This is a genomic window from Maribellus luteus, from assembly GCF_003576475.1.
Classification (GTDB): domain Bacteria; phylum Bacteroidota; class Bacteroidia; order Bacteroidales; family Prolixibacteraceae; genus Draconibacterium; species Draconibacterium luteum.
In genome coordinates this window covers 97,421-120,433 of sequence record NZ_QWGR01000005.1, presented here as the reverse complement: position 1 = coordinate 120,433, position 23,013 = coordinate 97,421, and the positions used below count along the sequence as shown (strand labels likewise).

Sequence of the window (23,013 nt, the reverse complement as noted above, 5' to 3'; positions counted from 1 at the left end):
AAAGTATATGATGAGAAAATTTAGCACAATATTCTTTATTTGCTGTCTTACGTCTTTAATAACCATTGCCTGCAGTAAATCGAGCAGCGACGACGGTCCGGTCGATCCTCCGCAGGAGGTGAGCCTTGCCGAGCAGAACCTGCTTCGGGCTATGGAACTGACAGATGCCGCCATTGAATCTCATTTTACCGGAGATGGAATGGCGATGGCACGCTACTACAATCCGTATACGGATGTTCGTTCCGAAGAAAAGGGAAGTGTATGGATGTACACCAGCGCCATTGAGGCGGTTAATGCAATTCTTCACGGGCTGAAAGCTCAGAAAGCGAGTGGAAATGCTGCCCTTTACGATGCGAATTTTAACCGGTATGCTGAATTGTTGTACCAATTGTACGATAACGCAGCTTATTACATGGGAACCTTCGAACTGGTTTCTTACACCCAAACCAAAGAATGGTCGGTGTACGGTGTAAACCGCGGAGCTTCGAAAGGTTCGGCTAAAGTAGAAGGAATCGAAAACGTTTACGACGATCAAATGTGGCTCGTGCGCGAGTTTCTGGAAGCTTATAAGCTCACCGGTAATAACGAATACTTGCAAAAAGCCGAATACCTCACAGAATATGTTCTGGACGGATGGGATTGCACCCGCGATGCCAACGGAGAGGAAATCGGAGGTATTACCTGGGGACCGGGCTATGTTACCAAACACTCGTGCAGTAACGGGCCGATGGTGAGTCCGTTGGTGTGGTTGCACGAATTGTACAAGGACAAAAACGATGAAATAACGCATCGCTACATCGACGCTACCGACAAAAAGACCCGCAAAACGGCTCAGGTGAAGAAAAGCGATTATTACCTCGATTTTGCCAAAAAGGTGTACGATTGGCAAAAGAAATACCTGTTGCGTTCTGACGGTGTTTACGACGATATGATGGGAGGATGTACGCCCGGAAATCCACAAACGGAAGTGATTAACGGGGTAACTTACCGCAAAGGAATTTCCTGCCGCGACCGGGTGGGGCCTGCCATCACTTACAATAGCGGAACAATGCTTTCAGGAGCTGCCGACCTGTTCAGGGCTACCGGTGATAATGCTTACCTCAGCGATGCCCAAAAGCTTTCGGACGCCAGTTTTTCCTATTTCGCCCGCTTGGGTGAAACGAGACCCGGCTATTATACATACGATATTAAAGGGTTCTGCAATTGGTTCAATGGTGTAATGATGCGTGGCTATGTGGATGTATACCCTGCCTGGGAAAACGTGGGCGAATACATCGAAAGCTTCCAGAAAAACCTTGATTTCGGCTACGAAAACTTCTTATACAACGGCATTCTGCCTACAAACTTGCTGGTAGGGTGGAATCAGGACAAGGCCCGGAACAACTCCGAAGGGATGTTCAGCTTTGCTTTTGCTGCCGAGTATGCAGTGCTGGCACGCTACGAACTGGAAAAATAAAACGAAATAAAATTTATTCTTATGATTGAAAATCGATATGCAAAAGTTACGCAATTGCTGCGTATGATTGTGTTCCTTATGATTTTTGTGCCCTTCTCATCGTGGGCACAAAATACTACGGTTTCGGGTATTGTTACTGACAACAACAACGAGCCGATTATCGGAGCTACGGTGGCCATCAAAAACACCACGGTAGGTACGATTACCAATATTGACGGTGAGTATACCATTGAAGTGCCGCAGAATGGTACGCTGGTATTTCAGTTTCTGGGATATACTACCAAAGAAGAAAGTGTGAACGGACGCACCAAAATTAGTGTTCGGCTGGAAGTTGATGCACAAGACCTGGAAGAGGTAGTGGTTGTGGGGTACGGTGTTCAGAAAAAAGTGACCCTAACCGGATCGGTTGCCGGGGTGAAAGGTGACGAAATGCGCCAGACCAAAAACGAAAACCCGCAAAACATGCTGGCCGGTAGGGTGGCCGGTGTGCGTGTATGGCAAAAAAGTGCCGAGCCGGGGGCTTTCAACAACAGCTTTGATATTCGCGGTTTGGGTGCTCCCCTGGTGGTAATTGACGGGGTTCCGCGTACTACTGCCGAATTTCAGCGTTTGAACTCGAACGATATCGAAGATATTTCGGTGCTGAAAGATGCTTCGGCAGCTATTTACGGGGTACGCGCCGCCAACGGTGTGATTCTGGTTACTACCAAAAAAGGTTCCAGCGAAGGAAAAGCAACGGTTTCGTATAACGGTTCTTTTACGTTCCAGAAACCTTCAGGAATGCCGGTGCTGGCCGATGCTTTTGAAACCATGACGCTTTACAACGAGAAAGCGATGAACAATATTGAAGGAGGCAGCATCATTTACGACGAACAGGACTTTGAGGATTTCCGAAACGGAACACGTCGTACAACCGACTGGACTTCATTGCTGTTCTCTGATTATTCTCCGCAAAGCCAGCACGATGTTAGTATTTCGGGCGGTACCGACAAAACCCAATACTATGTTGCAATGGGCTATTTTTTCCAGGAAGGCTTTTTCAAATCAGGCGATTTGAACTACGAAAAGTACAACCTGCGTTCAAATATCAGTACCGAAATTGCCAATGGTCTGAGATTCGATCTGAACCTGAGTGGTATCAACGATAACCGCAACAATCCTTATTCAAGCGCTTCGGATATTATCCGCAACTACTGGCGCCAGGGGGTGTTGTTCCCGGCTTATGCCGATCCTGAAAACACAATGCTTAACTACGAAGGATTGGATCTGGAAGAAAACACGGTGGCAAAAATGACCTCGGACATTTCAGGTTACCGCAAATACAACCAGAAATATTTCCAGTCTTCCGCAGCCTTGAATTTCGACTTCGGAACTGTTTCGCACGCATTGACAGGTTTGTCAGCCAAGGCATTGATAAGCTACGACTACCGGTCTGACGACAACAATATTTACCGGAAAGAATACTATCAGTACGCCTATAATTCGTTAACAGATTCGTACGATTCAAAACTGTACAACTCAAGCTCGCCCAACCAGATTCGCCGCGAAATGTACAACAAGCAGCAGGTGTTGGGACAGTTTATTCTGAATTACAACAATACCTTTGCCGATGTTCATAAACTAGGTGGTTTGTTGGGCTGGGAAACGCAGAAACGAACAGGAGATAACTTTTATGCACAACGTAACCTGGCTTTTGGTATGGAGTATCTTTTTGCAGGTACCGATGAAGACCAGATTGGCGGGATGCACAGTGGTTTGAACGATATTTACGAACTGGCCAATTCAGCATTGATCGGAAGGTTGAATTATGCTTATTCCGATCGTTACATCGCCGAAGTACAATTCCGTTACGACGGATCTTCAAAATTTGCCAAAGGTCACCAATGGGGATTTTTCCCTTCGGCATCGGTAGGTTGGCGTGTGTCCGAAGAGTCTTTCTTCCAGTCAATTTCATCTTTGTCGTTTGTTGACCAGTTAAAACTGCGTGCCAGCTATGGTGTGTTGGGCGACGACGGTGCCCTGCAATACGACTGGGCAACGGGTTACACGTACCCGGCGGTAAGCGGCAATGCCGAAAACGGTTACTACAACCAGTATGCTCCCGGTTATGTATTCGGAGGCGATTTTGTGTACGGCGTTTCAACGCTGGCGCTTCCCAACGAACTGATTACGTGGTTTACTGCACACACATTCGATATTGGTGTTGACTTTGAAGGCTGGGATGGACTGTTTGGCTTCTCGTTCGATTATTTCGATCGTCGCAGAAAAGGACGTTTTGCCCGCCGTTCAGGCGATCTGCCAACCGTTGTAGGTGCAACGGCTCCCAGGGAAAACCTCGATAGCGACCGCCACTTTGGTATGGACCTCGAGCTTTCTCACCGGAACAGAATTGGCGATTTCCAATACAAAGTAAAAGCCATCGGAACCATTACCCGTCAGAAATACCTGACAGCTTCGGAAAAAGGCCCTTATGGAAACTCATACGACCAGTGGCGTAACAACAACTTAGGCAACCGTTACCAGGGGATTCAGTTTGGGTATGAATCGGCAGGACGCTACGAAAGCTGGGAAGACATTTGGAATTATGCGATTTACAAAGAAAGAAATGTACTGCCCGGCGACTATAAATACGTCGACTGGAACGGCGATGGACAGATTGACGGCCTGGATGAACATCCGATAGCTTTTGACCAGACTCCTTGGCTGAACTTTAGTTTGAGCTACGAAATGTCTTACAAAAATTTTGATATGAACCTGCTTTTCCAGGGCTCTGCACTTGGTTCCATGGAATACAAAGAACCGCTGTACTCTATCTGGGGAAGCAACGGTGGCGGAACACTGGAGCAATACCTCGATCGCTGGCATCCGGAAGATCCGATGGCCGATCCTTACGATCCTGAAACTAAATGGATAAGCGGCTATTATGGTTTTACCGGAAACTACCCGCGCGGTAACTCCGAGTTTAACCGTGTGAGTACTGCCTACCTGCGTTTGAAAAGCGTTGAACTGGGCTATACCCTGCCAAAGATTAAAGCGCTTTCGACTATGAATCTGCGCGTATTTGCCAATGCCTACAACCTGTTCACCATTACAGGGGTGAAATTTGTGGACCCCGAACATCCGGATGATGATTTGGGCCGAATGTATCCGCTTAGCAAAACATTGACCTTGGGCGTATCGGCAACATTTTAATTCATTGAAACAGGAACTTACGAATCAAGAAATTTGATGACAAAATGAGTTACTTAAAAAATAAACAATATTAAAGGAATGAAAAGGATAAATATATTAGCGCTGATTGGCCTGTTGTTCTTCTCCGCTTGTATGGATTTGGACATCCCGCCCAAAAACATCATTAGCGACGACGATTTACTGACGACCGAATCGGGCATGGAGATTTACATGGCACGAATGTACAGTAACATGCCTTTCGAAGATTTCAAATACATGGCCCAGTGGGGAGTTGAATTTAACTCCTGGCTTGGTGCTCTTGGTATCGAAGGAACCGGAGAAGCGCTTAACCGCGACGGAATCTGTTCCGCTTTTACAGGCGAACGTACACCCTATTGGGGAAAAGCCTTTACGCTTTTGCGCGATGCCAACTATTTGCTGGAGAACTTGCCAAAATACAAAAGTTCTTTTCCCGAAGGAAAGTACAACCATTATTTAGGGGAAGCGTATTTTGTGCGTGCCACCGTATTTAATGCCATGGCGCGTCGTTTTGGCGGGGTGCCGCTGGTAACAAAAGTTATTCCTTATCCTGCTGAACAGGATGAACTGGAAGTAGCACGCTCTACGGAAGAAGAAACCTGGGATCAGGTGCTTGCCGATTACGACAAAGCGGCCGAGTTGTTACTGCCTGCCAGTCCGAAAAGCGGTTACGCTAATAAATACGTTGCATGGGCTTTTAAATCGGAGGCTATGTTGTATGCCGGTAGTGTGGCAAAATACAACGAAACTGTTACAGGACGCCTGACTGGTTTTGGTGAAAAAACCGGTGTTCGTGTGATCGGTTTCGCCGAAGATTCATGGGAAGCGGCTTCCAAAAAATACTTCAGGGAGGCTTACCTGGCTGCCCGGAAAGTAATGGAAAGCGGTAACTATTCGTTGTATACCAAAAAATGGGCAGCCAACGATCCGGAAGCTCAGTATCAGAATATGGTAAACATGTTTAGCGACTTGTCGAGCCCCGAAAATATTTATGTGAAAGAATATACGTATCCTACTTTTGCTCACGGATACGATGCCTACAGCGCTCCGTTTATTTTCAAAGCGCCTTTGGCTTCGGGAACTTGTCCTACACTCGATTTCATGGAATTGTACGATGGTTTTGACCGTTACCAGGACGGAACCATCCGCGTAACTGACGGAGCTTCCAATACAGATGGTAATTACCTGATGTATGACAATCCTATGGATCTGTTTAAAAATGCCGAGCCACGTTTACGTGCCTACGTTATCTTCCCCGGCGATATGTTTAAAGGGAAAGAGATCGAGATCCGTGCGGGAGTGTATACCGGTGAAGGCCCGGTTCAGCCCTTCTTCAACGATTATTCATACCAGGCAGCCGAAAAACGCTACCAGCATTTGGATGCCTACAAACAGGCGCCTAAATCGCTTTATCTGAGTCCGAGGGAAGGAAACAGCCAGGAAGTTGTTGAATACAATGGTGCTGACATGACCGCGGCCGGAGCAAATGGTCCGTTCTTCGATAACGGCGAAGGTTGTTTAACCGGATTGTACGGTCGTAAATACCTGAACCCCGATCCATCGTTTGAAGCCGGTGAGGGTAAATCAGATCAGCCGTTTATTCTGATGCGGTATGCTGAAGTACTGTTAAACGCAGCCGAAGCAGCCGTGGAATTGTCACTGGCCGGAGAAGCGTCGCCCGACGGGTCAAACATGCTTCAGGTGGCTACCGATGCGGTTAACGACATTCGCGAGCGTGCCGGTGCGACATTGCTTACTGGCAACATTACGGCCGACATTGCAGGACGCGACATGGTTCGTAAAGAACGCCGGAAAGAACTGGCACTGGAACACAAAACCAAGTGGGATCTGCGTCGCTGGAGGGTACAACACTACGAAGGACGTGATGGTTTTTGGGGAGAACAAAGAGACAAAGAAACCTATAGTAACAACGCCCGCTATCGTTTCCGCGGTTTGTATCCGTTCTTCTCAACCGAAACCGGAAAATATTTCTTCGATGCCCGTTTCCAATGGGTAAGTCTGAAAACGTTTGAGTACAACGTTGTTGATTATTATTTCGCAATTCCGGGTGGCGAAGTAACCAAGAGCCCCGTAATTGATCAGCAACCCAACCGGTAATAAGTAAGGATAAGTAACAACTAAGAATACATCGAAATGAAGAGAATAGGATTTTATATATTAATGTTCGCGCTGGCATCCTTTAGTTCCTGCGGCTTTTTTGAGCTGGACAACTACGACGAACCGGCCGAAACACTGCAAGGCGAGGTAGTCGACGTAGCAACCGGCAAACCGGTGCTTACCGACCAGGGCAGCGAAGGTATCCGGGTACGTTTAACCGAGCTTAGCTGGGGCGATAACGTAACACACAACCCTGACTTTTACGCCATGAGTGATGGTACTTTCCGGAATACAAAACTGTTTAAAGGAAACTACAACGTTCGTATCGACGGACCTTTCATCCCGCTGCTTCGCGAAGATGAGCGCGGTGTGCCGCTGGCCGACGAAACAAAGACCCTGGATATTGAAGGGGTGACAAAGGTTAAATTTGAAGTACAGCCTTTTCTGAAAATAGAATGGGTGGATGAACCCACCGTAAGCAATGGTAAAATTACTGCCAAAGTGCGTGTTACCCGTGCGGTGTCGGAAGAAGAGTTTCGTGCTAAAATTGAACCGATGGGAGGTTACAGCAACAGCTTTTTAAATGTTACCGACATTCAGCTGTTTGTGAGTTACTCGTCGAGTGTTGGGTACCGGGCGCGCGACGAGCGCTGGTCCAGCAAAATTGAATACACTGGTTCTGCCTTTGGTGCATTGCTCGGAGAAACGATCACCATCGAATCGAACGGAACAATTCCGGAAGGAAGAGTCGTGTTTATCCGCGCTGCTGCCCGTATTAATTACGATACGCCCAGGGGAAGCGGTACCCGTAGATGGAATTACAACGAAGCAAAAGAAGTAATGATTCCATAAGCTTTGATAATGGTTTGAAGCCACCGGTTTTGGGGGTGGCTTTAAACCTTCAAAAAAATGGGACAGAAATCTGGTTTGATAGCGAAATCGGAGGACTTAATTGTAATAGAGCCGAGTGGATAAAAACGCTGGGCGATTCATCGTTTATTTGGAATTGGTCATCCCTGCTTATCTTAGTAGGGATGATTTTCTTCTTGTAACAAAAAATACCTTAACCAATGCAAAAAACAATCACATTTAGTCTCTTGCTGGCTTTCATCTTACAGGCTTGTTCACAGCCTCAGCCAAAAAAAGAGAAACAACCTGATCTGCCAAAGGAAAAAACAGCTTTTCAAACTTCCAATCCCTGGAAGCCCGTTATTGATGTGCGGGCAGATGTAGCGATCGTTTACAGCGTAAAAGACCACCACGAGAAGGGGAACATGACTTTCGAAGAACGCGTTCAGTCGTGGCGCGACCGGGGATACACCACGCATTTTATGAGCGGAATTGCCTGGGGAGAATACCAGGATTATTTTACCGGCGAATGGGACGGCAAATGGCATCTCGATGAGGGGCAGGTGACCCAGCATGGCGACACCATTTGGCACGGACACATGGTTCCGTACATTGTTCCGTCCATGAACTTCATAAAATACATGAAAGAGAAAGTGATCAAGCGGGTGATCGATGCCGGAATTGATGCTATCTTTTTGGAAGAACCTGAGTTTTGGGCACGCTCGGGATACAGCGATGCCTTTAAACGCGAATGGAAAGAATATTACGGTTTCGACTGGCGGCCGCAGCACGAGTCGGCTGAAAACACCTATTTGTCGAACAAACTGAAATACCAGCTTTACTACCGGGCTTTGAACGAGTGTTTTACCTATGCCAAAGAGTACGGGAAAAGCAAAGGCATGAATGTTCGTTGTTATGTGCCCACACATTCGCTGGTAAATTATTCGCAATGGCAGATTGTAAGTCCCGAAGCCAGTTTGGCGGCATTGCCCTGTGTGGATGGATACATTGCCCAGGTTTGGACCGGTACCTCGCGCGAACCCAATTATTTCAATGGTAAGGCAAAAGAACGCGTATTTGAAACCGCTTTTCTGGAGTATGGCTCCATGGAGTCGATGACCGAACCAACCGGCAGAAAAATGTTTTTCCTGACCGACCCGATCGAAGACTGGCCGCGCGACTGGGCCGACTATAAAAAGAACTACCAGGCTACTTTTACCGCACAGCTTCTGTATCCGATGATTGCTGATTACGAAGTTATGCCGTGGCCCAACCGTATTTACCAGGGCTACTACCGCACCAGCGCCAACAGCGAAGAGAAAGAGCGCATTCCGCGTTTTTACTCTACGCAAATGCAGGTGATGATCAATACCCTGAACAACATGCCTTTGTCGGAAAACAAAGTGAGCGGTTCGCAGGGAATTGGCGTGTTGATGGCTAATTCGCTGATGTTTCAGCGTTTTCCGACACACAACGGATACGAAGACCCGCAGCTTTCAAATTTTTACGGACAGGCGCTCCCTTTGCTAAAAAGGGGTGTTCCGGTTAAAACGGTTCACATCGAAAACGTTTCGTTCCCCGAAACCTGGAAAGATGTGAAAGTGCTGATCATGTCGTATTCAAACATGAAACCGATGGATCAGTCGGCACACGATCACATTGCCGAATGGGTGAAAAACGGTGGTGTGCTAATGTATTGTGGGCGCGATCAGGATGCTTTTCAAAGTGTTCAGGAGTGGTGGAATACCAATGGAAATAACTTCAGCGCTCCGTCCGAAGATTTGTTTCTGAAAATGGGGTTGAAAGCACCTTTTGTGGCCGGCGAATTTGAATACGGCAAAGGAAAGGTGTGCATTCTCCGCAACGATCCAAAAGAATTTGTGCTGGAGGAAAACAACGACAACGTATTTGTAAACACTGTAAACGCATTGTACCAGAAGGAAACGGGAAGCGAACTTGAATTTAAAAATTCGTTCGCGCTTACCAGGGGGCCTTACGAACTGGTTGCAGTAGTGGATGAAAACCCGGAGAAAACTCCGTATTCAATCAAAGGAAAGCTGATTGATTTGTTTGATCCCGAAATTCCGGTGCTGGACGAAAAGCAGATAAACCCGGGCGAACAGGCTTTCCTGTTCAATATCGGGAATGTTGAAAATCCGGAAACGCCACAGGTTTTGGCCACAGCCGCCAGAGTTTACGACGAAAACAGATCGCGAAACGAATATTCTTTTGTGGCAAAAAGCCCCTTGAATACGACGAATGTTATGCGGGTGCTCTTGCCCAAAGAAGTGAAAAAGACAGAAGTGACCGATGCAGCCGGGAATCCGCTGGAAGCTGACATGTCATGGGACGGGGAAAGCAAAACCTGCTTCCTGCGTTTTGAAAACAATCCGGACGGAGTGCGGGTAAAACTGAGTTGGTAAACCGGCTGTTTGTACAGTGAATCGATGTAAATTATCAAAATAAATAGAGGAAAGAAGGATGGTTAAAAAAATTGGATTTTTAGGTGCATTGCTTTTTTTCAGTTTTTTGCTGAAACTAAGCGCACAAACGTTTGATCCTGTTAGCTATGTGAGTACGCTGGTGGGAACTAATTCTAAATACGAACTTTCAACCGGAAACACATACCCGGCAACGGCTTTGCCCTGGGGAATGAATTTCTGGTCGCCTCAGACCGGGAAAATGGGCGACGGGTGGATGTATAAATACACCGACGATAAAATCAGGGGATTCAAGCAAACACATCAGCCCAGCCCGTGGATGAACGACTACGGTCAGTTTTCGATTATGCCGCTTACCGGCGAAGCTGTTTTTAACGAAGACGAGCGTGCCAGCTGGTTTTCGCACAAAGCAGAGGTTGCGAAACCTTACTACTACAGCGTTTACCTGGCCGATGTGGATGTAACAACCGAAATTGCACCCACCGAACGTGCTGCCATGTTCCGTTTTACCTTCCCCGACAGCAAAAACTCTTTTGTAGTGGCCGATGCTTTCGACCGCGGTTCGTACGTAAAAATTATTCCAGAAGAAAATAAAATTGTTGGCTACACAACCCGCAACAGTGGCGGTGTGCCCGATAATTTCAGGAACTATTTCGTTATTGTATTCGACAAGTCTTTTACCTATTATGCCGCCGTAAGAGACGGTGAAATTTCCAAAGGCGAAAAAGAGTTTGAAGGAAACCACGCCGGTGCCATTATTGGTTTTGCAACTTCAAACAACGAGCAGGTAAATGCGCGGGTTGCCTCTTCTTTTATCAGCGAAGAGCAGGCCATGCTGAATTTGAAAGAACTGGGTAACGATGGTCTGGACGAAATTGCCGCTAAAGGAAAAGCCCGCTGGAACGAGGTGTTGGGGAAAATTAAAGTGGAAGACGATAACATCGATAACCTGCGTACTTTTTATTCCAACCTGTACCGCACGGTTTTGTTCCCACGGAACCTTTCGGAGATCGATGCCAGCGGAAACGTAATGCATTACAGCCCCTACAACGGGAAAGTGCTGCCGGGTTATATGTTCACCGACACCGGTTTCTGGGATACTTTCCGCAGTTTGTTTCCTTTCCTGAATTTGGTGTATCCTTCTGAAAACCAGAAAATGCAGGAAGGCCTGGTGAACGCCTACAAGGAAAGCGGTTTCCTGCCGGAATGGGCCAGCCCGGGGCACCGCGACATTATGGTGGGGAACAACTCAGCGTCGGTGGTGGCCGATGCTTACGTGAAAGGTTTGCGGGGCTACGATATTGAAACCCTTTGGGAGGCTTTGAAACACGGTGCCAACAGCGTGCATCCGAAAGTAAGGGCTACCGGAAGGACCGGTTACCAGCAATACAACCAATATGGTTACATTCCGAACGATGCAGGCATTGATCAAAACGTAGCCCGTACGCTGGAGTATGCCTACAACGACTGGACGATTTTCCAACTGGGAAAAGCGCTGAACAAACCCGAAAGTGAAATCGGGATTTATGCACAGCGCGCCATGAACTACAAAAACCTGTACAACCCGAAAAATAAACTGATGGCCGGAAGGGCTACTGACGGAACTTTTTCCGGTTCATTTGAGCCCACCGACTGGAGCCGCGACTTTACTGAAGGCAACAGCTGGCATTACTCGTGGTCGGTGTTTCACGATCCGAAGGGATTGATGAACCTGATGGGCGGGAAAAAAGAGTTTGTGAACATGCTCGATTCTGTTTTTATTATTCCGGGATCGGAAGGTATGAAAAGCCGCGGTATGATTCATGAAATGCGCGAAATGCAGGTAATGGACATGGGGCAGTACGCCCACGGAAACCAGCCCATCCAGCACATGGTTTACCTGTATAATTACGCTGGCGAACCCTGGAAAGGACAGTACTGGGCCCGCGAAATAATGGACAAGCTGTATGCGGCCACTCCCGACGGATATTGCGGCGACGAAGATAACGGACAAACCTCTGCCTGGTACGTTTTTTCATCACTTGGATTTTACCCGGTTTGCCCGGGAAGCGATGAGTACATACTGGGTTCTCCGTTGTTCAAATCAGTAACAATCGAACTGGAAAACGGAAAAGAGGTCAGCATTAAAGCGGACAAAAACGAAAAAGAAAACCGCTACATTTCTGAAATGAAGCTGAATGGTAAAAAGTACACCAAAAACTACCTGAGGCATGAAGATCTGATGAAAGGAGCGAAAATCAACTTCAAAATGAGCCCGGTTCCGAACAAAAACAGGGGAGTGGACGAAAAAGATTTTCCGTATTCTTTTTCCAGCGAAGAGTAATCGTAGGTAATTATTACGAACTTTAGGGAGAATAGTTCAAATAATAATTTTAACAACATGAAACAGATCCTGTGGGCGCTTTTAGTGCTTTTTATGGTCGGTGCTCAGCAAGTAAAGGCCGAAGAACTGACCGTTGCGTCTTTTAACATCCGGTACCACAATGCTTCCGACTCGGTAAAAGGAAACGGTTGGAAACAGCGTTGCCCGGTAATTTGCGACTTAATCCGCTTTAACGATTTCGAGATTTTCGGAGCGCAGGAAGTATTGCACGACCAGTTACTCGATATGCTTGCCGGTCTCCCCGGCTATGACTATGTGGGTGTTGGCCGCGACGATGGTAAAACCAAAGGCGAGTATGCCCCGGTTTTTTATCAGAAAGACAAGTTTAAAGTGCTCGAATCCGGGAATTTCTGGTTGTCGGAAATCACCGATCGCCCCAACAAAGGATGGGATGCAGCTTTGCCACGGATTTGTACCTGGGTAAAATTCAAAGACCGCGAAAACGGGTTTGAGTTTTACTTTTTCAACCTGCACATGGACCACATTGGAGTGGAAGCCCGAAAAAACAGCGCGAAACTGGTTTTGAAGAAAATCACCGAAATGTGCGGCGACAAGCCGGTGATTCTGACCGGTGATTTCAATGTGGATCAGCACAGCCCGAACTACGCGGTGCTGGCAGGATCGGACTTGCTGAACGATGCCTATGAAGCTGCCAAAGTGAGGTATGCCTTAAACGGTACCTTCAATAACTTTAAACCCGATATGTTTACCGGCAGCCGGATTGACCATGTGTTTGTCAGCCCCGGTTTTGGAGTAGAACGTTACGGCGTTTTAACCGATACCTACAGAACTGAAATTGCTGAGAGTAAGTCGGAAAAGTCAGGAAATTTTCCGCAGGAGGTTTCGCTGAGGAAATACGAGGCACGGACGCCTTCCGATCATTATCCGGTGAAAGTAGTCTTGAGTTTTGATAAATAGAATAAAAAAACCGGAGTCGGTCTTTTTTAATGTATGCCATAAAAGGAGAGAGACTGGCTCCGGACAATTGTCTGAAATGAGTTCGGAGCGAAATGCATGATTGCTCCGAAGCATTTTAGGAACATTATTGTAAGTTTGAGAAATGTTAAACGCAGGAACCGGCAATAACGGTTTGATTTACCTGCGAGATGAATATTTTAACCTATATCAACAATTCTCCCCGGTGGATGCCTGGCTGTGTAAAGCCATGGATTTAGCCCGGAGAACAGAGACTGAATAAGTCGGAAAAGTAAAAACTGATTTGCTTTTTTAACCAAAATACGACCAACAAAATCTGATAAATAATGATGAGACGATTCGGCCAGCTAATTTATTTAATGAGCATAACCAACTCTGGCGGAAGAGCCGAATCTGTTTCAAAAAATCTTTTAATTAAAATGAACAGAATATTTTTCTATTGTATTGCTTTTATACTGACAGGAGTACTGTTGCAAAGTTGTCAGTCTGCTGCGACATCTGTAACGGTTGAACAGGGAGAAAGTTTCAGAGCTCCTGCTTACCCGCTGATTACGATCGATCCCTATACCAGCGCGTGGTCAACTTCCGATAATTTATATGATACGCCGGTAAAACACTGGACGGGTAAAAACCATTCGCTGATCGGCGCCATCCGTGTGGACGGGCAAACGTATCGTTTCCTGGGGAAAGAAGAAATTCCGCTTCAACCGGTGCTGCCAAGCGCCAAATACGAAGCCTGGGAAGGTAAATATGTGACCAAAGAGCCTGCTTCAGGCTGGGAAAAACCAGGTTTTAACGATGCCTCGTGGACAAGTGGAAAGGCTGCTTTTGGTACGCCTAACTCCGGCGAGACAAGCACCTCGTGGACAAGTCCGCATATTTGGGTGCGCCGCGAGTTTACTTTGCCGGCAATCAGCAGCGATAGCGAATTGTACCTGATCTATTCGCACGACGACGATTTTGAGTTGTACCTGAACGGAACCGAAATCATCAATACCGGGAACCGCGCCAAAAGCAATGTGGTGTTAAAACTCGACAAAAGTTTGTTGAATGCCGACGGGAAAAATACCATTGCCGCGCATTGCTGGGACCGCGGTGGTTTGGCTTATGTTGATTTTGGCATTTTCAGAGAAAGCGACGAAAAGCCTGTTTTTGCGCAAACTGCGGTTCAAAACAGTGTGAAGATGACCGCCACTCAAACCAAATATGATTTTACCTGCGGCCCGGTCGATTTGAAGGTGGAGTTTGTTTCTCCTTTATTGATGGATGACCTGGACCTGCTTTCGCGTCCGGTAAATTACATCAATTACCAGGTGGTTTCAAACGACGGACAAGCGCACGATGTGGAAGTTTACTTTGAGACGACTCCCGAATGGGCAGTAAACGAATTGAACCAGGAAGTGGAAGTAACCACCGGCAAAATTGCAAACCTTAGCGTGGCAAAAACCGGAACTATCGAACAACCCATTTTGCAAAAGAAAGGCGACAACGTGCGCATCGACTGGGGTTATTTCTACCTGGCAACACCCGGGGCAGCCAATAAAACAATTGCAATCGGCGATTTTGTGGATATGAAGAAATCGTTTGCAGAAGGTGGTAAAATAAATAGCCGGTTGGATAAAATGACAGCAGTTATGTCGAACTCAATGCCGGTACTGGCGTGTACCGATGCTGTTGGAAAAGTTTCGGATAAACCGGCAAGCGGTTACGTAATGCTGGCTTACGACGATATTGAATCGATTCAGTATTTCGAAAAGAACCTGAAGGCCTGGTGGACAAAAGATGGCCAGGTGACAATTGACGAGGCGCTGACGGCAGCGGCCAAAGACTACGAAAACATTATGGCACGCTGCGATGCGGCCGATGCAAAAATTTATGAAGAGGCTTTAGCGGCCGGTGGCGAAAAATATGCACGTTTGTGCTTGCTGGCTTACCGCCAGTCGATTGCTGCGCACAAACTTGTGAAAGACACCGAAGGCAACACGCTTTTTCTTTCAAAAGAAAACTTTAGCAACGGATCCATTGGTACGGTGGACGTTACTTATCCATCGGCTCCTTTGTTTCTGAAATACAATCCGGAACTGCTGAAAGGCATGCTCAATCCGATTTTCTATTATTCGGAAAGTGGAAAATGGGCGAAACCGTTTGCCGCGCACGATGTGGGTACCTACCCCATTGCCAACGGACAGACTTACGGGGGCGACATGCCGGTGGAAGAATGTGGGAACATGGTGATTTTAACCACTGCAATTGCTGCCATGGAAGGAAACGCCGATTATGCCGCCAAACACTGGGATGTGCTGACAACCTGGGCCAATTATTTGCTTGAAAACGGTTTGGATCCGGATAACCAGCTTTGTACCGACGACTTTGCCGGGCATTTTGCACATAATGTAAACCTTTCAACAAAAGCCATTATGGGAATTGCCGGGTACGGAAAATTGGCCGAAATGCTGGGCAAAACTGACGTAGCAGAAAAATACACTTCAGAAGCAAAAAGTATGGCACAGGAGTGGATGAAAATGGCGGATGACGGCGATCACTACCGCCTTACTTTTGACCAGCCCGGAACCTGGAGTCAGAAATACAACCTGGTTTGGGACAAACTGCTCAACCTGGGTATTTTTCCTCCGGAAGTAGCGCAAACCGAAATTGCCTACTACCTGACCAAACAAAACAAATACGGCTTGCCGCTCGACAACCGCAGAACATATACAAAATCAGACTGGGTTGTTTGGACAGCCACTTTAGCAAATGATAACGAAACGTTTCAAATGTTTATCGATCCGCTGTATGGATTTGTAACCGAAACGCCTGACCGTGTGCCAATGTCCGACTGGTACGAAACACCTACAGCAACACAGGTTGGTTTTCAGGCTCGCTCGGTGGTTGGCGGATATTTTATTAAGATGCTCGAGAAATAAGACTTAGCAATAATATTTCTCCCGTTTCGATGCCTATTCGAAAGGAGAAAATGGATATTTGTTTTCTGCCAGTGGCAGTTGGCCACTTAACTGAATCGGTAAAGGGACAAATTATTGTCCCTTTTACCGATTTCAGAAAGAAGTGGTACTTTGAATAGATTATAACAAACATCTGATAGAATTGAGAAATAGATTAAACGAAACTTAAAATCAAGAATATGGGATTCAGACTTTTGTACCTTGTAATTGGTAGCCTGATGTTGTTGGGGCATTCGGAACCGGATGCTGCGTCAAAACAAGATGTGAAAAACACTTTTACCAATCCGGTTTGGGAAGGAGCCGATCCCTGGATTCTCCAACAGGGCGATGAGTACGTTTATTGTTTCTCGGCCAACAATGGCATTTCAGTGTCACGTTCAAAACTGCTTACTCAACGCGGGGAGAACCGCAAAATATGGAGCGCTCCCAAAACCGGCTGGAATAAATCGTGTGTTTGGGCACCTGAAATTCATTTTATTGAGGGGCACTGGTATGTGTATTATGCTGCCGGCGAATCAGGGCCGCCTTTTATTCACCAGCGAACCGGCGTTTTGCGCTCAAAAACAGCCGATGTTTTCAGCGAGTACGAAGACATGGGGATGTTGAATACCGGTGACGATCCCAGCGATATTTCGAAAAACGTTTGGGCTATCGACATGACGGTGTTTGAACATCGGGGGAAATTATACGCCTTGTGGTCGGGCTGGCTGAAACAAATGGATACCGATGCCACTCCCCAGCATTTATTCATTCAGGAGATGGAAAATCCTTATACTTTAAAGGGGAAAAGGGTGTTGCTTTCGTCGCCCGAAGAAAGCTGGGAAACCGGGGGACCTCTTAACCTGAACGAAGGACCACAGGTTTTAATGCGGAACGATCGGGTGTTTATCGTTTACTCGTGTCGCGAGTCGTGGTTAAAAGAATACCGCCAGGGAATGTTGGAACTAAAAAGTGCGGATGCCGATCCGCTGAATCCTGAAAGCTGGAAAAAACAAGGGCCGGTATTCGAAGGAAACCAAGCCGTTCACGGAGTGGGGCATGTATCGTTTGTAAAATCACCCGACAGAAGTGAAGACTGGATTATTTATCATTCAAAAAAAGGAACAGAGCCCGGTTGGAACCGCGACGTGCGCATGCAGCCGTTTACCTGGAACACCGACGGAACTCCCAACTTTGGGGAAGCTGTTAAAGCGGGTGAGCCGTTGAAACGTCCATCGGGGGAAATGGAAATAGAAAAAGCTAAAAAAAATGAATAAACTAAATTGGCTGTTTATTTTTTGGGCGGCAGTGTTTGCTGGCTGCTCCGTGCCGGAAAAGAAAACAGATGAGCGCCCCAATATTCTGCTTGTGATGGTGGACGACATGGGGTATTCTGATTTGGGATGCTATGGTGGAGAGATTCAAACTCCCAACATTGATCGCCTGGCGGAAGAGGGGGTTCGTTTTACGCAAATGCACAACTGCGCCCGGTGTTGCCCAACACGAGCCTCTTTGCTTACCGGGCAGTATCCGCAGGTGGCGGGCATTAACGGTATGGGCGTAAACCTGGCGATGAATACCGCTACCATTGCCGAAGTGTTAAAGGAAAACGGCTACCGCACCGGCATGACCGGGAAATGGCATTTGTCGCAAACCAAACCGGTAAACGATCCGGTGGAGCAGCTTCGCTGGATGGCTCACCAGGTGGATTACGGCCCTTTTTCTCCGCTTGAAAACTATCCGTGCAACCGGGGTTTCGAAGAACATTGGGGAGTTATTTGGGGCGTGGTAAACTTCTTCGATCCTTTTAGCCTGGTGCACAACGAAGAGCCGATAAAAGAAGTCCCGGATGATTTTTATATGACCGATTTTATCACTCAAAAATCAATTGATTTGATTGACGATTACAGCAGGGACGACCAACCGTTCTTTTTGTACGTGGCGCATACCGCACCGCACTGGCCTTTGCACGCACTCCCGGAAGACATTGAAAAATACAAGGATACTTACAGCGAAGGTTGGGAGGTTTTGCGCGAAAAACGTTACAGCCGAATGCTGGAGCTGGGGCTGATCGACCGTGAAACTTACCCGCTTCCTGAAAACTCGTCGGGTAGAAAATGGGACGAATGTGAGCGGAAGGAATACGAAGCAGCTTGTATGTCGGTGCATGCGGCAATGGTCGACCGGGTTGATCAGGGGATTGGCCAGATCATTGAAAAGTTGAAGGCTACCGGACAATACAACAATACCATCATTTTTGTACTTTCCGACAACGGGGCTTCTTACGAACGGGGCTATCCTCCCGGTTTTGACAGACCCGGATTTACACGCGATTCTACCATTATCGAGTACAATTCGGATCATCCGGGAGCCGAAACCACCTGGAATTACATCGGAAATGCATGGGCGAGTGCGGTCAACACACCGTTTCGCTACTGGAAAAAGGAATCGTATGAAGGAGGGAGTGCCACTCCGTTTATTGTTCACTGGCCGGCTAAACTCAAACAACAGGAGAATACGATCAACCGTGGCTTGGCGCACGTAATCGATATTTTACCCACTTGTCTGGAGCTTTCGGGGAGCACATATCCGGAAACGGTTAACGGCCGAAAGGCGGTGCCCCCCGTGGGGAAAAACCTGTTGCCCCTGCTTTTTAACGAAACAGAATCGATACACGATACGCTGTATTGGGAGCACGAAGGTGGCCGAGCCATCCGCATGGGAGACTGGAAAATGTCGGCACTGCCCAACCGGGAGTGGGAGTTGTTTAACTTAGCAGCTGATCATACGGAAACCAACGATCTTTCGGCTGAGCTTCCGGAGAAAGTGAAAGAAATGGACGAGGCCTGGAAAAGCTGGGCAAATTCCATTGGAGTGCGCTAACCGGATATTTTTGAAATCAACTTAAATCAAACCTAATAATGAAACAAATCAAAATCAGTTTAAATGAATTAGCGCATGTATTGTTTTTGGCGCTAATAACCTTTGTTACAGGGTGTCAGCCAGCAAAAGAAAAGTTAACGATGGACAACCCGCTACCCGTTGAGTTTGGCGATCCGTATATTCTGAAAGCATCGGATGGAATGTACTACATGGTTGGCACCGGTGGTGTAAAAGATGGCTTCAAAATGTATTCGTCGCCTGACTTAAAAAACTGGAAGGACGAAGGCCGCATTTACCAGGGAAATACAGATGATTCGTGGAATATCGCCAATTTTTGGGCTCCCGAGTTGTATGAAAAGGACGGGAAGTTTTATCTGCTGTTTAGTGCCGACTGGCGCGAGAATCCCACCAACGAACTCGAAAACTTTCGCATCGGAGTGGCGGTTGCCGACAATCCAACCGGACCTTACACCGATCTGATGGATCGTCCGATATTTGATCCGGGATATCCCGTCATCGATGGAAACCTTTGGTTTGAAAACGACAAAGTTTACCTGTATTATTCGCGTTGCTGCTATAAAAATCCGGTAGAAAGCGAAGTGGCCGACTGGGCCCGCGAAAAAGGAATGTTTCAGGAGATTGAAGAGAGCTGGATTTACGGGGTAGAACTTCAGGCTGATTTCTCTGGAATTATCGGAGAACCCAAACTATTGCTGCGTCCCCCGGTAAAGATGGACGACCAGCAGGCCGAGTGGGAAAGCCGTTCGGTAACTTCGGGCGAAGTAAACCGCCGCTGGACCGAAGGTTCTTTTCTGCTGAAAAACAAGGATACCTACTACATCATGTACTCGGCCAATTACTTTGGCGGGAAGAACTACGCGGTGGGTTATGCCACTTCCGATTCACCCTTGGGCCCCTTTCAGAAAGCCGCTAACAACCCGGTTTTGCAGAAAAATGTAGAGCAGGGAGGAGTGGTAACCGGTACCGGACATAACTCGGTGACACTGGCTCCCAATGGGGAAACATTGCTGTGTGTGTACCACGGAAGAACTTCTAAAACAGGGGACGAACGGGTGGTTTTTATCGATCCGATGGAGATTGATCCGAATGGAAAACTGATTGTTCACGGACCGACGACAAAAGAAGAATAAGGATGACGAAAGTTTGGATCGATCATAAAGAATAGTTCAGAAAATACAACATGAAGCATATTATTACATTAATAGTTGGGGCCTTGTTTTTTACGGCTTGCACGACACCTCAAAAAGACAGGAAGCAGGTAGCTTATCAAAATCCTGTTATTAAAGGAGATTTCCCCGATCCCACGATTATCAGGGTGGGGGATGTGTATTATGCCGCCGGAACCAGCAATGATTTTGTCCCCAATTATCCGTTATACGAATCGAAGGACCTGATCAACTGGACGCGAATTGGTGCCGTTTTTAGCGAGCCGCCTGCCTGGTCTTCGGAAGATTTCTGGGCCCCCGAACTGTATTATAAAAACGGGACTTTTTTTGTGTATTACACCACTAAACGGAAAGACACCGGAATTGCCTGCATCGGAGTGGCTAGCACAAAAAATATTTATGAAGGATTTACCGATCACGGAATTATTATTGAGTGGGGCGACGAGGCCATTGATGCTTTTGTATTTCAGGATGAGGATGGAAAGTTCTACATTACCTGGAAAGCATATGGTTTGACCGAAGGCCGCGAGATTGAAATCTTAGCTTCTGAATTAAGCGAAGACGGATTGAGTTTAAAAGGCGGGCATTTTTCGCTGACCGATCAATCAAAAGGCTGGAAAGGCCCGGGACACGAAGGCCAGTGTCTGGTAAAACACAACGGCTATTATTACCTTTTGTATTCGGCAGGTGGTTGCTGCGACAATCGCTGTGATTACCATGTTATGGTGGCGCGTTCCAGAAATTTAAGAGAGGGCTGGGAACAAAATCCTGAACCCATTTTGCAGGGAGGAGAAACCTGGCGTTGCACGGGGCACGGAACGTTGGTGAATACTCCCGACGGGCGGTATTTTTATATGTACCATTCGTACAATGCCACTGATTTTGAGTTTATCGGGCGGCAGGGAATGCTGGATGAAATGTTCTGGAACGAAGAAACGGGCTGGCCATATTTTAAGAACGGCACGGCTTCGGTAAGTGCGCCGGTTCCGTTTGAAAATACGGTACAAAGAATTGATTCCGTTTTTGCAGACGATTTCTCAACCAATAAGTTTTTATCGTTTCTGGAATGGGACATAATAGGAGTGAAACCTGATGCGAAAGTAGCAGACGGTGAACTGATAATTACTCCGCAGCAAAGCGGTATTTCTTTCCTGGGGTTGCGGCCCGAAAAAGGAAATTATGAGCTGGTGTCAGAGATAATTCCTGCAGAAGGAAGAACAGGAATCGGTATTTACAGCAATATGAATTGTTTCTTGAGCCTTGCAGTCGACCAGAATGACTTGGTGCTATACCAGGCAAAAAATGGCGAAGAGCAAATTCTTTCGGAGGTGACATTGAATAAACCGGCTTCAGTGTTCCTAAAGTACGAAGCTGTATCCGGACGCTACTTTCAGTTCTTCTGGTCAGAGAACGGTGAAGACTGGATTCCGGTACAGGTGGACCAGCAACAACAGGTTGACGGGACCTTTCTGGCTCAATGGGGATTTTCACCCCGCGTTGGTTTTATTACCCAGGGAGGCGGTAAAAACGCTTTTCACTTTTCATCAGTAACAATAAAGTATCACTATAATTAAAGGAAAATATGAGTATGTACAAGATTTCGCATTTTATACTTCTGTCCTCTTTTATGTTATTGTGCCTCACGGGAATGGCACAAAAAAGAACGGGCAACAACCATAACCCGGTGTTTGAAGGTTGGTATGCCGATCCCGAAGGAATTGTTTTCGGCGATAAATACTGGATTTTTCCGACGTATTCAGCGCCTTACAACGAACAGGTTTTTATGGACTGCTTTTCTTCAAGCGACCTGGTAAACTGGGAAAAGCATGAACGAATTATTGACACTACCGAAGTAAAATGGGCCTGGCGTGCAATGTGGGCACCGGCGATTGTTCAGAAAGACAACAAGTATTTCCTGTTTTTTGCAGCCAACGATATTCAAAACGATAACGAGGAAGGCGGAATCGGGATTGGCGTAGCGGATCGGCCCGAAGGCCCCTACAAAGACTACCTCGGCAAACCGCTGCTCGATAAATTTCACAACGGCGCTCAACCCATCGATCAATTTGTTTTTCAGGATGAAGATGGCCAGTATTACATGTTTTATGGCGGCTGGCGGCATTGCAACGTTGCCAAAATGAAGGACGATTTTACCGGGTTTGTTCCTTTCGACGATGGTACCACTTTTAAGGAAATTACACCGGAAGGTTATGTGGAAGGTCCGTTTATGTTTATCCGCAACGGCAAGTATTATTTTATGTGGAGCGAGGGTGGCTGGACAGGTCCCGATTACAGCGTGGCTTATGCCATTGCTGACTCACCCTTTGGTCCGTTCAACAGAATCGGAAAGATTCTGAAGCAAGACCCGAATGTGGCAACCGGAGCGGGGCATCACTCGGTGATTCAAGTTCCCGGGACCGATGAATATTACATTGTGTATCATCGCCGGCCTTTGGGCGAAACCGACGGGAACCACCGCGAAACCTGCATCGATCGGATGTACTTTGACGAGAATGGCCTTATTAAACCGGTAAAAATTACTTTTGAAGGAGTATCTGAAAGACCGCTGAAGTAAAAGAGTTTATTGAATCTAAAACACCTAATACCT

13 protein-coding genes are annotated in these 23,013 nt (G+C 47.0%); all 13 read left to right on the top strand.

Annotation, left to right across the window (positions count from 1 at the left end; all coding sequences use genetic code 11):
- Nucleotides 1-10 precede the first annotated feature (10 nt).
- Nucleotides 11-1,456 carry a glycoside hydrolase family 76 protein gene (locus tag D1614_RS10700; protein ID WP_206609983.1) on the top strand — a complete coding sequence of 482 codons (1,446 nt, stop codon included), beginning with the start codon at nucleotides 11-13 and terminating at the stop codon, nucleotides 1,454-1,456.
- Nucleotides 1,457-1,477: 21 nt separating this feature from the next.
- Nucleotides 1,478-4,648, top strand: a complete 3,171-nt coding sequence (locus D1614_RS10695) for a SusC/RagA family TonB-linked outer membrane protein (protein WP_119437923.1) — start codon at nucleotides 1,478-1,480, stop codon at nucleotides 4,646-4,648.
- Nucleotides 4,649-4,726: 78 nt separating this feature from the next.
- Nucleotides 4,727-6,784, top strand: a complete 2,058-nt coding sequence (locus D1614_RS10690; protein ID WP_119437922.1) for a RagB/SusD family nutrient uptake outer membrane protein — start codon at nucleotides 4,727-4,729, stop codon at nucleotides 6,782-6,784.
- Between the two features lie 36 nt (nucleotides 6,785-6,820).
- Nucleotides 6,821-7,636 (top strand): DUF3823 domain-containing protein, encoded by an 816-nt coding sequence (locus D1614_RS10685; RefSeq protein WP_119437921.1) that lies wholly within the window; start codon nucleotides 6,821-6,823, stop codon nucleotides 7,634-7,636.
- 218 nt (nucleotides 7,637-7,854) lie between these two features.
- Nucleotides 7,855-10,056 carry a hypothetical protein gene (locus tag D1614_RS10675; protein WP_119437919.1) on the top strand — a complete coding sequence of 734 codons (2,202 nt, stop codon included), beginning with the start codon at nucleotides 7,855-7,857 and terminating at the stop codon, nucleotides 10,054-10,056.
- A gap of 58 nt (nucleotides 10,057-10,114) precedes the next feature.
- A complete protein-coding gene (locus tag D1614_RS10670) occupies nucleotides 10,115-12,397 on the top strand; it encodes a GH92 family glycosyl hydrolase (RefSeq protein WP_119437918.1) in 2,283 nt (760 codons plus the stop codon).
- Nucleotides 12,398-12,454: 57 nt separating this feature from the next.
- Nucleotides 12,455-13,375 carry an endonuclease/exonuclease/phosphatase family protein gene (locus D1614_RS10665; protein ID WP_119437917.1) on the top strand — a complete coding sequence of 307 codons (921 nt, stop codon included), beginning with the start codon at nucleotides 12,455-12,457 and terminating at the stop codon, nucleotides 13,373-13,375.
- Between the two features lie 437 nt (nucleotides 13,376-13,812).
- The gene (locus D1614_RS10660; protein WP_119438160.1) at nucleotides 13,813-16,317 is read left to right on the top strand and encodes a glutaminase domain-containing protein; all 2,505 of its coding nucleotides are present in this window, start codon (nucleotides 13,813-13,815) and stop codon (nucleotides 16,315-16,317) included.
- Between the two features lie 218 nt (nucleotides 16,318-16,535).
- Complete coding sequence (locus tag D1614_RS10655) at nucleotides 16,536-17,612, top strand: glycoside hydrolase family 43 protein (protein ID WP_119437916.1); 1,077 nt, start codon at nucleotides 16,536-16,538, stop codon at nucleotides 17,610-17,612.
- Nucleotides 17,605-19,218, top strand: a complete 1,614-nt coding sequence (locus D1614_RS10650; RefSeq protein ID WP_119437915.1) for an arylsulfatase — start codon at nucleotides 17,605-17,607, stop codon at nucleotides 19,216-19,218. The genes D1614_RS10655 and D1614_RS10650 overlap by 8 nt, the downstream gene beginning before the upstream one ends.
- Before the next feature lie 38 nt (nucleotides 19,219-19,256).
- Nucleotides 19,257-20,369 (top strand): glycoside hydrolase family 43 protein, encoded by a 1,113-nt coding sequence (locus D1614_RS10645; protein WP_119437914.1) that lies wholly within the window; start codon nucleotides 19,257-19,259, stop codon nucleotides 20,367-20,369.
- A gap of 50 nt (nucleotides 20,370-20,419) precedes the next feature.
- A complete protein-coding gene (locus D1614_RS10640; RefSeq protein ID WP_119437913.1) occupies nucleotides 20,420-21,979 on the top strand; it encodes a family 43 glycosylhydrolase in 1,560 nt (519 codons plus the stop codon).
- 74 nt (nucleotides 21,980-22,053) lie between these two features.
- Nucleotides 22,054-22,980 carry a glycoside hydrolase family 43 protein gene (locus D1614_RS10635; protein WP_241558100.1) on the top strand — a complete coding sequence of 309 codons (927 nt, stop codon included), beginning with the start codon at nucleotides 22,054-22,056 and terminating at the stop codon, nucleotides 22,978-22,980.
- Nucleotides 22,981-23,013: the final 33 nt, after the last annotated feature.